This window comes from Pseudomonas sp. RIT-PI-AD, assembly GCF_025642785.1.
Taxonomy (GTDB): Bacteria; Pseudomonadota; Gammaproteobacteria; order Pseudomonadales; family Pseudomonadaceae; genus Pseudomonas_T.
This window is the reverse complement of the sequence record NZ_JANZKU010000017.1, coordinates 18,072-30,528: the sequence shown is the minus strand read 5'-3', so window position 1 is coordinate 30,528 and position 12,457 is coordinate 18,072. Positions and strand designations below refer to the sequence as shown.

At 68.0% G+C, this 12,457-nt stretch carries 13 protein-coding genes; 8 read left to right on the top strand and 5 right to left on the bottom strand.

What is annotated here, in order from left to right; translation table 11 throughout:
- Window positions 1-173: 173 nt before the first annotated feature.
- The 4 genes from OGL92_RS15165 to OGL92_RS15150 all read right to left on the bottom strand — a co-directional run bounded on the left by OGL92_RS15165 (window position 174) and on the right by OGL92_RS15150 (window position 3,648).
- The gene (locus OGL92_RS15165; protein ID WP_263144891.1) at window positions 174-695 is read right to left on the bottom strand and encodes a hypothetical protein; all 522 of its coding nucleotides are present in this window, start codon (window positions 693-695) and stop codon (window positions 174-176) included.
- Between the two features lie 244 nt (window positions 696-939).
- A complete protein-coding gene (locus tag OGL92_RS15160; protein ID WP_263144890.1) occupies window positions 940-1,629 on the bottom strand; it encodes a class I SAM-dependent methyltransferase in 690 nt (229 codons plus the stop codon).
- Window positions 1,630-1,709: 80 nt separating this feature from the next.
- Window positions 1,710-2,975, bottom strand: coding sequence for a HAMP domain-containing sensor histidine kinase (locus tag OGL92_RS15155; protein WP_263144887.1), 1,266 nt, complete (start codon window positions 2,973-2,975; stop codon window positions 1,710-1,712).
- On the bottom strand, window positions 2,965-3,648 hold the full coding sequence (locus tag OGL92_RS15150) for a response regulator transcription factor (RefSeq protein ID WP_263144884.1): 684 nt from the start codon (window positions 3,646-3,648) through the stop codon (window positions 2,965-2,967). Before OGL92_RS15150 ends, OGL92_RS15155 begins: the two co-directional genes overlap by 11 nt.
- Before the next feature lie 105 nt (window positions 3,649-3,753).
- On the opposite strand from OGL92_RS15150, the gene OGL92_RS15145 reads away from it, so the two are divergent.
- The 4 genes from OGL92_RS15145 to OGL92_RS15130 are packed head-to-tail and all read left to right on the top strand — an operon-like array spanning window position 3,754 to window position 7,567.
- Window positions 3,754-5,697 (top strand): LTA synthase family protein, encoded by a 1,944-nt coding sequence (locus tag OGL92_RS15145; RefSeq protein WP_263144882.1) that lies wholly within the window; start codon window positions 3,754-3,756, stop codon window positions 5,695-5,697.
- Window positions 5,698-5,749: 52 nt separating this feature from the next.
- On the top strand, window positions 5,750-6,505 hold the full coding sequence (locus tag OGL92_RS15140; RefSeq protein WP_263144880.1) for a phosphatase PAP2 family protein: 756 nt from the start codon (window positions 5,750-5,752) through the stop codon (window positions 6,503-6,505).
- Window positions 6,502-7,197, top strand: a complete 696-nt coding sequence (locus OGL92_RS15135) for a tyrosine-protein phosphatase (RefSeq protein ID WP_263144879.1) — start codon at window positions 6,502-6,504, stop codon at window positions 7,195-7,197. Before OGL92_RS15140 ends, OGL92_RS15135 begins: the two co-directional genes overlap by 4 nt.
- The gene (locus tag OGL92_RS15130; RefSeq protein WP_263144877.1) at window positions 7,181-7,567 is read left to right on the top strand and encodes a hypothetical protein; all 387 of its coding nucleotides are present in this window, start codon (window positions 7,181-7,183) and stop codon (window positions 7,565-7,567) included. The genes OGL92_RS15135 and OGL92_RS15130 overlap by 17 nt, the downstream gene beginning before the upstream one ends.
- Before the next feature lie 131 nt (window positions 7,568-7,698).
- On the opposite strand, the gene OGL92_RS15125 is transcribed toward OGL92_RS15130, so the two are convergent.
- Window positions 7,699-9,759: a TonB-dependent receptor gene (locus OGL92_RS15125; protein WP_263144874.1), complete on the bottom strand. Its 2,061-nt coding sequence runs from the start codon at window positions 9,757-9,759 to the stop codon at window positions 7,699-7,701.
- 171 nt (window positions 9,760-9,930) lie between these two features.
- On the opposite strand from OGL92_RS15125, the gene OGL92_RS15120 reads away from it, so the two are divergent.
- From OGL92_RS15120 to OGL92_RS15105, 4 genes are all read left to right on the top strand, one after another.
- Window positions 9,931-10,188, top strand: coding sequence for a type B 50S ribosomal protein L31 (locus OGL92_RS15120; protein ID WP_263144873.1), 258 nt, complete (start codon window positions 9,931-9,933; stop codon window positions 10,186-10,188).
- 77 nt (window positions 10,189-10,265) lie between these two features.
- On the top strand, window positions 10,266-10,670 hold the full coding sequence (dksA, locus tag OGL92_RS15115) for an RNA polymerase-binding protein DksA (protein ID WP_263144870.1): 405 nt from the start codon (window positions 10,266-10,268) through the stop codon (window positions 10,668-10,670).
- Window positions 10,671-10,679: 9 nt separating this feature from the next.
- A complete protein-coding gene (gene zigA / locus OGL92_RS15110) occupies window positions 10,680-11,888 on the top strand; it encodes a zinc metallochaperone GTPase ZigA (protein ID WP_263144868.1) in 1,209 nt (402 codons plus the stop codon).
- Between the two features lie 149 nt (window positions 11,889-12,037).
- Window positions 12,038-12,451: a PaaI family thioesterase gene (locus OGL92_RS15105; RefSeq protein WP_263144865.1), complete on the top strand. Its 414-nt coding sequence runs from the start codon at window positions 12,038-12,040 to the stop codon at window positions 12,449-12,451.
- The last annotated feature ends 6 nt before the right edge of the window (window positions 12,452-12,457 follow it).

Sequence of the window (12,457 nt, the reverse complement as noted above, 5' to 3'; positions counted from 1 at the left end):
CGGCGGGCGGGACGCGGCCTTCCGGCCGCTTTTCGTTGGAAGGGACTTGCAGCCTCGAAGGGCGCCGTCGAGGTCGAGCGGAAAAAGGAGTGGAGCCCTGCCGCGCTCGCTCGACCGAACTCAGGAGGGCCCGTCCCGTCCGTCCGCCTGACAAGAGCGGGCGGACGCGGCGATCAAGGCGCCAGGCTGGGGCTGTATTCGGAGATCAGGTAACCCGAGATGTACACCATGCTACTGCCGCACAACGGCGGGCAAACGTCGACGTCCCGGTGCGCCATGATCGACACCGTACTGCCGGGGTCGGCGTAGAGGCGGACCTGCTCGGCCCCCCCGTACAAATTCAGCTTGTTTTTGAAAGCCGAGGTGAAGGTCGCCCCCTTGGACACGGGTATCTCGTGCCAGGCGGTGACACCGCCGACGTCGGTCCGCACCGTCACCGAGGTGACCTGGTGGTCGGCGGGGACTTCCACCTTGGTGGTGACCGTTTCGATCACCAGGCGCTTGCCACTGGGCACCTCTAAGGTCACCTCGTTGCTCATGCTGCCGGCGACGAACTCGCCGTGGGCGGTGAACTGAAAGGGCGTTCGCGGGAACAACCCGGGCACCAGATCCTGGCCCGCTTCGGCGGCCAGGCTATCGGCGCCGCCCGCGAGCAGGGCGACCAGGGCAAGGGGGTAATGGATTTTCATCGTCATGGATCTCCGGAAACCGAGAGGGCGCCACGATCCTAGGGCAGCGCAAGCCATGCCAGCGGGCTTGCCGAACTGCGAGGGATACCGCGAACAACCTCCCTGAGGCCCAGAGGTGCGGGGCGGGTTAAGGTGCAGCGACGGTTGGACCCCGCCGGGGGCGCGGCGTTGCATCGCTCGGGTGACCGCCCCGCTCGCCCGGCGGATCGCGCCGTTGCGCCTAGGCGCCGACGCGACCCAATGCCTGGCTTCAATTCGGCTTGCGCAGCACGTAGGTGCGCCACATGGCGTAGCCGGGCAGGAAATCGCGGTGGCCGACGATCCGGAAGCCGGCCTCGGCGAATTCGCGCTCGATCACCCGCCGGGCCACCACGAAGCGGTTGCGGTTCTGCGTCGCCCGCCCCTCCAGGGCCCGATGGCGCTCGAGGCGCCTGCGTTTCCAGGCCTTGTAGTTGCCGTCCACCCAGAGCGACAGGATGACCGTATCGCGGCTGACCCGGTGGAACTCACGCAGGATCGCCAGGCGATGCTCCGCCGCTTCGACGTGATGCAGCAAGCGGATGCAGAAGATGCAGTCCACCGCGTTGGCGCCCAGGTCGATGGCGAAGGCCGAGGTCTGGAAGCTGCTGACCCGCGCCACCACCTCGGCCGCCTGCGCGGCGCGCGCGGTGGCGAGCATGTCCGCGGAATTGTCGGCGGCGAGGATCACCCGGTCGGCTCGTTCCGCCAGCAGCGGCCAGAAACGTCCGGCGCCGCAGGGCAGGTCCAGCACCAGGTCCGGCTGGCCGGCCAGCCGCAGCGCCTGGCGCGCCACCTGGAGGTCGCGCCAATGGGACAGGCGCCGTGCCAGCCCCTCCCGGTGCTTGCGCAGGTACTGCTGGGAGTGGGCGAAATCGTACTTGCGGGAGAAATCGAGTTCGAGGGTGTCGGGCTTGGTCATGACGAACGTCCTGATGAAGTACGTGCGCCACCCTAGGGCGGCGAACCTCAAGAGACCGTCAAGGGGATGTGAAAAAAACGTTATCTGCCCCCCGCCAGAGACACCTTGAAACAGGTTCCGCCCTGGGCGAGATTCTGCACGCCAATCGTCCAACCCTGCTTGGCGCAGATTCGCTTGACCAGCGAAAGGCCCAGGCCCAGTCCCTCGCCACGGGCCTCGAAGCCGCGCACGAAGGGAAGGAAGATCTGCTCGTGCTGTTCCTCGGGAATGCCGGCGCCGCTGTCCTCCACGCGAAACCCGCCCGACTCGAGCACCAGGCGCACCTGGCCCTGCTCGGTGTAGTGCAGCGCGTTGCGCAGCAGGTTGGCCATCACCGCGCCGAGGAAAGTCGGGTTGTAGAGGCCCTCGTCGCGGCCCTCCTCCACCCATTGGAAGTCCAGCCCCTTCTCCGCCAGCATGGGGCCCCAGCGGGTCACCTGCTCGGCCGCCACGCCGGCCAGGCTGCTGCCGGCGGCGACCTGGTCGTCCTGGTTCCTCGCCAGGTGCAGGAAGGTCTGCACCAGCTCGCGCATCTCGCCGCTGGCCCGGTCGATCCGCTCGATCTGCTCGCGTTGGCGGAGGTCCAGGGGCGATTCCTCGAGCAACTCGCAGGAGGTGGCGATGACCATCAGCGGCGTGCGCAGCTCATGGCTGACGTCGCTGGTGAACAGCCGCTCGCGCTCCAGGGCCTGCCGCACCTGGCCGAGCGTGCTGTCGAACGCCGCCGCCAACTGGCCGATTTCATCGTCGGGGTACTCCGGCGCCAGCGGTGGCGCCAGGCTGTGCAACTGATCGCGATGGCGTACCTGCTGGGCCAGGCGACTGATCGGCGCCATCACCTTGCGCGCCATGAACAAGCCCAGCGCCCAGGAGCCGACCACGGTCAGCAGGAAACCCGCGAGCACCACGTTGAACAGCGCCTGCTCGCGGGCCTCGAAGTCGCGCTGCTCCTGCACCAGCAGGTAGGTGTGCCCGTTGATGCGGCGGGTATACACGTAGAACGCCTCGTCGTGATCGACCACCTCGGCGAATCCCTCCGGCTGTCCGGAGAACTGCTTGGGGATGCTGTAGCCCTCCAGGGCGGAGGCGAAGAATCGCGTCTTCGAGTCCAGGCGCGGCGGACGGCCGTGCTTGAGGTCCTCGTGAAGCACCTCGTTCAGCTCGCGGTTCAGTTCCTCGGAAACCAAATGCTCCTCGATGAAATGCACCACCGCCACGATGCTCAGGGAAAACAGGCCGCTGACCAGCACCGTCATCAGCACGAAGGCGATCAGCAGGCGCCGGGCGAAAGGTTGCTTAGAGGCCATCGGTCTGCTCCGCGAGCCGATAGCCCATGCCGTGCAGGGTGTGCAGCAGGGGTTTGTCGAACGGCTTATCGATGACCTGGCGCAGTTGGTGGATATGGCTGCGCAGGGCGTCGCTGTCCGGGCAGTCGTCGCCCCAGAGCGCCTCTTCCAGCGCCTCGCGGCGCACCACCGCCGGGCTCTTCTGCATCAGCACCGCCAACAGCCTCAGGCCCAAAGGATTCAGCTTGAGGGGTTGGCCGGCGCGGCTGACGTGCAGCGTGTCCAGGTCGTAGAGCAGATCCGCCACCTGCAACCGGCGCGTACGTCCGCCCTGGGTGCGCCGCAGGATCGCCTCGATGCGCGCCACCAGCTCGGACAGGGCGAAGGGCTTGACCAGGTAGTCGTCCGCCCCCGCCCGCAACCCCTGCAAGCGGTCGTCGAGCGCATCGCGGGCGGTGAGCATGAGGATCGGCACTTCGTTGCGCCCTTCCTCGCGCAGGCGCCGGCACACCTGATAGCCATCGATGCCGGGAAGCATGATGTCCAGTACCACCAGGTCGTAATGCGCGGTGCTGGCCAGGTGCAGGCCGCTCAGGCCGTCCTGCGCGCAATCCACGCCGTAGCCCTTGAGCTGCAAGTAATCGAGCACGTTGGCGAGGATGTCGCGGTTGTCCTCTATGACCAGGATACGCATCGTCTGGAGTTCTCCGGTATTTGACGGATTTTTCACTTCGGCTTGACGAGCGCCTCACAGGGGCAAGGCCAGACTGCGGCACGTTCATCCTGCAAGGATCATACGATGCCTCGGCTCCGCTACGCGCAACTCCGCTATCTGTCTATCATCCTGCTCGCCTGGCTGCTGGTGTTCTTCCTCACCCGCAGCCTGCTGCTGGCCAGCCATTTCGCGGACGCCGACCTCGGCCTGCCGCAGCTTCTCCGGCTCTATGGGGTCGGCCTGGTCTACGACCTGGGCTTCCTGCTTTACGCCAGCCTCCCCCTGGCGCTTTACCTGGCGCTGTGCCCGGCCGCGCTCTGGAAGCGACGCGGGCACCAGCGCCTGCTGCTCGGGTTGGTGGGTCTCAGCCTGTTCGCGATGCTGTTCACCGCGGTCGCGGAGTGGCTGTTCTGGGACGAGTTCGGCGTACGCTTCAATTTCATCGCCGTGGACTACCTGGTGTACTCCAAGGAGGTGGTCGATAACATTCTCGAGTCCTATCCGATCTACCCGCTGCTGGCCGTGCTGGCGATCGTCGCGATCGGCACGACCGTCGCGCTGCGCGGGCCGATCCAGGCGGCGCTCGACGCCCCGCGGTTGTCCCGGGCCCAGGCGGCGGGAAGCCTGGCCGCCCTGCTGCTCCTGGCCGGGCTGGACGCCGCGCTGGTCGACCAGGGCGCGCCCCGCGGCCTGGGCGGCAATGCCTTCCAGCGCGAACTGGCCAGCAACGGGCCCTTTCAGTTCTTCGCCGCTTTCCGCAACAACGAACTGGATTACCAGCAGTTCTACGCCACCCTGCCGCAGCCGGAGATCGCCGGCCTGCTGCGCGACGAGGTCAGCGAATCCAATGCCCGCTTCCTCGGCCAGGACCCGCTGGATATCCGTCGGGCCATCGACCACCCGGGCGCACCACGGCGTATGAACGTGGTGCTGGTTACCCTGGAAAGCCTGAGCGCCAAGTACCTCGGCAGCTTCGGCGATACCCAGGGCCTCACCCCGAACCTGGACGAACTGCGCAAGCACAGCCTGGCCTTCACCCAGTTCTACGCCACCGGCACGCGCACCGACCGCGGGCTGGAGGCGATCACCCTGTCCATGCCGCCGACGCCCGGACGCTCCATCGTCAAGCGCATCGGGCGGGAAAGCGGTTATGCCAGCCTCGGCCAGCAGTTCGACGCCCAAGGCTACGACAGCGTGTTCATCTACGGCGGGCGCGGCTATTTCGACAACATGAACGCCTTCTTCGGCGGCAACGGCTACCGCATCGTCGACCAGAGCAGCGTGAGCGAAGCGGAGATGGCGTTCCAGAACGCCTGGGGCATGTCCGACGAGGACATCTACGCGCAGACCCTGAAGGTGGCCGACGCCGACCATGCGGCGGGCAAAGCCTTCTTCCTGCAACTGATGACCACCTCCAACCACCGCCCCTATACCTACCCCTCGGGGCGCATCGACATTCCTTCCGGCAGGGGGCGCGAAGGCGCGGTGAAGTACACCGACTACGCCATCGGCCAATTCCTCGCCCAGGCGCGCAAGAAGCCCTGGTTCGCCAACACGTTGTTCGTGTTCGTCGCCGACCACACGGCGGGCAGTGCCGGCAAGGAAGACCTGCCGGTGGCGAACTACCACATCCCGCTGTTCATCTACGCGCCGGGCGTCGTCGCGGCGCGCGAGGTCGACCGGGTCGCCAGCCAGATCGACCTCGCCCCGACCCTCCTCGGCCTGCTGAACATGAACTATGTCTCGACCTTCTTCGGCCGCGACCTGCTGCGCGACGAGGGCAGGCCGGGACGCGCACTGATCGGCAACTACCAGCACCTGGGGCTGTTCGACGGGCACGACCTGGCGATCCTCAGCCCACGCCGGGCCATGCGTCGCCACGAGGATGCGCTGGGCCTGAGCCACGAATCCAAGGTCGGCGACCGCGACAGCCTGGTACGTCGCGACATCGCCTACTACGAAGGCGCCAGCCACGCCTTCCAGGAAGGCTTGATCGCGTGGCCGCAGCGCCCGCCCAGCGCGCAATGATCCTGAAATCCTCACGGGCACCGCGCGGCGGTGTCCTTACTGGAGTCCTGCCATGACGCTCCGCGCACCCTCGCCACACTTCTCGCGCCCTTTCGACTTCCGCCTCGGCCTGGGCATCCCGCTGGCGCTGATGGCGCTGTTGTTGGTGCTCGACCCGACAGGCCTGGATTTCGCCCTGGCGCACCTGTTCTACGAACCCGGCCAGGGGTTCATCGGCCGCCGCAGCTTCTGGCTGGAAGACATCCTCCACGACCGTGCCAAGCAGGCGTCGATCCTGCTGGGTGTATTGGCCATCGGCGGCTTCCTGCTCAGCCTGGTGACCGCCCGCTTCCGCCCCTGGCGGCCTCGGCTGGGTTATCTGGTGCTGGCGCTGGGGCTGTCGACCAGCGTCGTCGCGCCCCTCAAGACCTTGACCGCCATGCATTGCCCCTGGAGCCTGAGCGAATTCGGCGGGACGGAAACCTTCACGCCGTTGCTCGCCCCACGCGCGCCGAGCGACAACCCCGGCCGCTGCTGGCCCGGCGGCCACGCGTCGGCGGGCTTCTCCCTGCTGGCGCTGTTTTTCGTCCTGCGCGACCGCCAGCCCCGCGCCGCACGGGTCGCCCTGGCGGTGGCGCTGGCCACCGGCAGCCTGTTCTCCCTCGGGCGCATGATGCAGGGCGCGCACTTCCTCTCCCACAATCTCTGGACCCTGCTGATCGACTGGACGCTCTGCCTGCTTTGCTACCGGGGCATGCTCTATCGGCGGCCCGCGCCGGAACGTCCGCCGCGCAGCGAACCCCTGCCGTTCGGGAGACAGAGCCAATGAAAGGTCCAGGCCTGTTACACCGCGCCTGCCTCCTCGGGTTGATCCTGCTGGCGTCCGTTGGCCTGCCCGCCGGGCTCGCCTGGAGCGCGGTGCACGCGGCGCCCTTTCCGCGCGGCAAGACCCGCCCGGTCGAGTGGGCGCAACTCATCGACAAACGCTTGAACCTGTACCGGATGCAGCCCGGCCTCTATCGCAGCGCCCTCCCGGATGGCGCGGCCCAGCCACTGCTCGAGGCATTGGGGGTGGTGACCCTGATCAACCTGCACCAGGCCAGCGACGCGGACTGGCTGCGGGACCCGCGGATTCGCCAGGTCCACCTGCCGTTGCGCACCCGCCACATCGACGATGCCGATGTGATCCAAGTGCTGCGCAGCATCCGGGAAGCCCAGGCGAATGGTCCGGTGTTGATCCACTGCAAGCACGGGCAGGACCGCACGGGCCTGATCGCCGCGATGTATCGCATCCTCTATCAGGGCTGGAGCAAAGCGCAGGCGCTGGCGGAAATGCACCAGGCCGGTTTCGGCGGCGAGGACCGACTGGGGAACACCGAGCGCTACCTGCGGCAGGTCGACGTGGGCAGGCTGCGCGCGGCCCTCGACAGCGGCGCGTGCAGCACCCGTCGCTGGGCGCTGTGCAGGGTGAAGGCCTGGCTGGGCGAGGCACTGGAGAATCCCCATGGCAGCCGCACCTGAAACGGCCCGTCGCCGCCATGCACGGCGATGCGCGGCCCTGGCCTGCGGCCTCGCGGCCATGTTGCTCGGCGGTTGCCAGGGCACCCGTGAACGGATGCTCGCCGAGGGCTATCCCGCGCCCTTCGTCGAGGGCTTCGAGGCCGGTTGCAGCAGCGGCAGGCAGGCGGCCTCGGGCCTGGAAAGGCTGACCAAGGACGTCCCACGCTACCTCGCCCAGCCGGTCTATGCCCAAGGCTGGGACGACGGCTTCCGGCAATGCCAGGGAGCGGTGCAGAACGCCCTTGGCCCGAGCGCGCGGGACGACTGGCGGGACCGGGCGTGGCGACGGCATGTCGATCAGGCCATGGCCCAGGCGCTGCGCCACAGATAACGGCGCCGGCAGGTCGCTTCCGACGTCGGGCGGCGCCTCATGCCAGAGAGGCCGGCCCGCCGCCACAAGGCCGGCAAAGGGCGCTTCGCGGGGATGGAAGCTGGCCGCCGCCCGCCGGAACCGGCTCCGCGTCAGAAGGCGACCTTGATCCCCGCTTCGATGCTGCGCCCCGGCGCCGGGGCGACATCCCGCAGGATCGAACTGGCGTAGCGGATCGTCTGGTTGGTCAGGTTGTCGCCCTTGACGAACGCCAGCCAGCGGCTCTCGCCGACCCCGAAGCGATAGCCGAGACTCGCGCCGAGCGTGGTGTAGCCGTCGGTGCCGGTCTCGTTCTCCGGCACCCGGCGCTGCGCGGCGGCATGTTCGACCTCCGCGCGCGCCTGCCAGGCCTGGTACTCCCAGAGCAGCGCGGTGTTCAGGCGCAGGGGCGCAATGCGCGGCAGCGCTTCCCCGCTGTCCTTGTTCTTCGCGCGGGTGTAGTCGCCGGCCAGTTCCAGGTCGAAACGCCCCAAGGGGCCCTGGCCCAGGCGCCAGCGATCCTGGGCCTCGATGCCATAGAACTGCGCCTTGACGCCGCCGTAGCGGTATTCGGGCAGCGCATCGTCGGCGCCGGGCGCGACCTCGTCGCCCTCGTCGTCCAAGTAGCGCCCCGTGCCGATCAGGCCGATGTAGTTGGCGAAGTCGCTGTAGAACACCCCCAGGCTGCCCCGGTGCGTGCCGTTGTCGAAGCGCAACGTCAGGTCGCTGGAGACGGCCCTCTCCTTGCTCGCGTCGGTATCGCCGCGCTCGTAGGTGCCGGTGGCCTCGTGCGCGCCGTTGGCGTAGACCTCGTAATAGGTCGGTGCACGCTCGGTATAGCTGAGCGTGCCGGCCAGCGACCAGATCGGCGTCAGCCTGTACACCGCCCCGGTCGACAGGCTTCCGGCGGTGAAGCGCTGGGCGCGCGCGGTCTCGGCGAAGCGCGCGTTGCCCTTCGCGTCCGGGTCCAGTCGGGTACGTTCCAGGCGCCCGCCGAAGCTGAGGTCCAGACGCTCGCTCCAGGCCCAGTTCTCGAGGACGAACAGCGCGCCGCTGTCCGTCTCGGTGTGCGGGACGAAGGCCTCTTCGCCCAGCGCGGAGAAGCGCGACTGGCTCAGTTGCGCGCCGACGACCCCTTCCAACGGCCCGAGCGGCTGGTGCCGGGCCTCGATGCGCGCTTCATAGCCTTCGTTGATGAAGGTGGTGCCGACCTCGCCGGCGTCGATCTCCTTGTGTTCGTACTCGGTATACCCGGCGTCGACCTTCACCGAGCTGAAGGGACCTTGCAGGTTGCGCACTTCCGAGGCAAAGGCGTAGTGATCCTGCTGCATGGCGATACGCACGGAGTCCTCGGCGGGCGAACCGTAGTTCGAGTCGTAACCGCTGTAGGACAGGCCCAGGTAGCCGTCGGCCCAGGTGTAGGCGCCGCCGACCGCGCCGCCGTCGGCGCGGCCATCGCTGTTCGCCAGGCGGTGCTTGCTTCCGCCCTCGTCGCCCTCCAGCGCCCGTTGGCTGCTGGAGTGGGCGTAACCGGGAATGCGCAGGTCATTGAACTGGCGGGTATCGGCATCCAGGTGCAGGGCGAAACGGCCGTCGCCGGCCTCCAGCTTGCCCGCGGCGCTACGGGTGGTGTCGGCGCCGCCGTAGCGTAATTCGCCGGCGCCCTGGAGGCCCTCGATGGCCTCCGTGGGGATGCGATTGTCGAAGCTGTTCACCACCCCACCGATGGCGCTTCCGCCATAGAGCAGCGCCGCGGGGCCGCGTACCACTTCGATCCGCTCGACGCTGTTGGGGTCCTGGGGAACCGCGTGGTCGTTGGACAGCGACGAGGCGTCCAGGGCGCCCACGCCATTGCGCAACAGGCGGATGCGATCGCCATCCAGCCCGCGGATGATCGGCCGGCTGGCCAGGGGCCCGAAATAGCTGGAGGAAACGCCCGGCAAGCCATTCAGGGTTTCGCCCAGGCTGCTGGCCTGGCGCAGGCTGAGGTCGTCGCCTTCGAGCAGGGTGGTGGGCGCCGCCAGCGAACGCTCGCCCAGCGGATTGGCGGTGACCACCACCGGCGAAAGGGAGGTGGCGCCCTCGGCGAAGGCGAACGACGACGCCAGGGCGGCGGCCAGGGGCGAGACTCGCCCGAATAGGCGGAACGTGGAAACGGAGCGGGAACGGCGCATGGGGGTCCTCGAACGGGCCTGGCGACGCAAGGGCGGCAGGCGCAAGCAGTGGAAAAGGAAGGTCTGTCGAATGCTTTTAAATTGTTACTTTATAACGTATTGTTAAGCAACCTCCGCAGCACCTCGATCATCGAGACGCTGCTCTCCATCCACCGCCAACAGGAGCGCCCCATGAAACCTGGGATCCACCCCGACTACCGCCCCGTGCTGTTCCACGACACTTCGGCCGATGTGTTCTTCCTGATCGGCTCGACCGTGGAAACCAGCCGCAGCCATTGCCACACCGACGGCCAGACCTATCCCTACGTCGCCCTCGACGTGTCCAGCGCCTCGCATCCGGTCTACACCGGCCAGCAGCGCCAGACCAAGGTCGAGGGCCGCATCGCCGGGTTCAACAAGCGTTTCGCCGGGTTCGCGCCGAAACCCTGACCGCCGTGGCCGCGGGCGCGCCTCGAGGCCGATCGCGCCCCGCCCAACGCCGCGCCCTGCCTCCGACCGAGACCCCGATGAGCGAAGAAGAACTTCTCCGACAACCCGCCGACGCCTACATGAACGACGCCCAGCGGGCGTTCTTCCGGCAGGTGCTGGAAACCCAGAAGCAGGCGTTGCGGGCGCGCACCGGCGCGCGGCTCGACGCCCTGCGCGAGCCGGAGATCAACAGCGATCCCCTGGACGTCGGCAGTGCCGAGGAGCAACGCCAGTGGCAACTGCGCCTGCTCGAACGGGAAAAGAAACTGCTCGGCAAGATCGATGCAGCCCTGGACCGCCTGGCCCGCGGCGAATACGGCTGGTGCGCGGAAACCGGCGAGCCGATCGGCCTCGGACGCCTGTTGCTGCGTCCGACCGCCACGCTGTGCGTGGAGGCCAAGGAGCGCCAGGAACGAAAAGAAAAACACCTACGCGATGCCTGAGGAAACCCCATGACCCAACGACTCCCCGTGACCGTGCTGTCGGGCTTTCTCGGTGCCGGCAAGAGCACCCTGCTCAACCACGTGCTGAAGAATCGCGAGAACCGCCGGGTGGCGGTGATCGTCAACGACATGAGCGAGATCAACATCGACGGCAGCGAGGTGCAGCGCGACGTCAGCCTCAACCGGGCCGAGGAAAAGCTGGTGGAGATGAGCAATGGCTGCATCTGCTGCACGCTGCGCGAGGATTTGCTCGAGGAAGTCAGCCGGCTGGCCCGCGACGGGCGCTTCGACTACCTGCTGATCGAGTCCACCGGCATCGCCGAGCCGCTACCGGTGGCGGAAACCTTCACCTTCCGCGACGAACGGGGCCAAAGCCTGGCCGACCTGGCGCGCCTCGACACCCTGGTCACGGTGGTCGACGGGGCGAACTTCCTCCGCGACTTCCACGCCGCCGACAGCCTCGCTAGCCACGGCGAGAGCCTGGGCGAGGACGATGAACGCTCGATCGCCGACCTGCTGATCGAGCAGGTGGAGTTCGCCGACGTGATCCTGATCAGCAAGGTCGACCTGATCGCCTCGGCCGAGCGCGAGGAGCTCACGGCGATCCTGCGCCGCCTGAATACCCACGCCGAGATCCTGCCGATGAGCATGGGCAGAATCCCTTTGGAGAAGGTCCTCGACACCGGGCGCTTCGACTTCGAACGCGCCGCCCAGGCGCCTGGTTGGCTCAAGGCGCTGCGCGGGGAACACCTGCCGGAAACCCAGGAGTACGGGATCGCCTCCAGCGCCTATCGTGCCCGGCGCCCCTTCCATCCGCAGCGCTTCCATGAGTTCCTCAACCGGCCCTGGAGCAACGGGCGGTTGCTGCGCTCCAAGGGCTTCTTCTGGCTGGCGAGCCAGCCGGAGGATGCCGGCAGTTGGTCCCAGGCCGGCGGCCTGATGCGCTACGGCCACGCTGGGCGCTGGTGGCGTTTCGTTCCCAGGAGCCAGTGGCCCGCGGACGACGAAGGCCTGCGGTCGATCCTCGAGCATTGGGAGGCGGAGACCGGCGATTGCCGCCAGGAGCTGGTGTTCATCGGCCAGAACATCGACTTCGCCCGGCTCGACGAGGAACTGGACACCTGCCTGCTCACAGACACGGAAATGCAGGGCGGCCGCGAGCGCTGGCGCCGATTCCCCGATCCCTTCGACGCCTGGCAGGAAGCCCCGGGAGCCTGACCCGGCGGTCCGGCTGCCCGGGCCCATGGCAGAGCGGCACGAACGCCGGGCACTTCCGCCACTCGCGCCTATCCGGGCGGCCCCGCGCCTATAGTTCGGATCGGACGGCGCAGCGGCGCCGGCGCATCCTGACTGACGAGGACGACGCGATGGACGATCGGCAACTGGGCGAATTCGCCCGGCAGGTATTCGCTGCCCAACCCTTCAGCCGTTTCATCGGCGCCCAACTGACCGGCGCCGGACGCGGCGAGGCCGAGATCAGCCTGCCGGTGACCGACGCGCACAGGCAGCAACACGGCTTCGTGCACGGCGGCGTCCTCAGCTACCTGGCGGACAATGCCATCACCTTCGCCGGCGGCCTCGCGCTGGGCGGCAACGCGCTGACCTCCGAGTACAAGATCAACTACCTGAAACCGGCGCTGGGCGAGCGCATCGTCGCCCGCGCCCATGCCGACGGCGTGGGCAAGCGGCAGGCGGTCTGCCGCTGCGAGATCTATGCGATCGACGCCGGCGAAGAGAAGCTGTGCGCGATTGCCCAGGGCACCGTGGTAGCCGCCGCTTGACCTTCG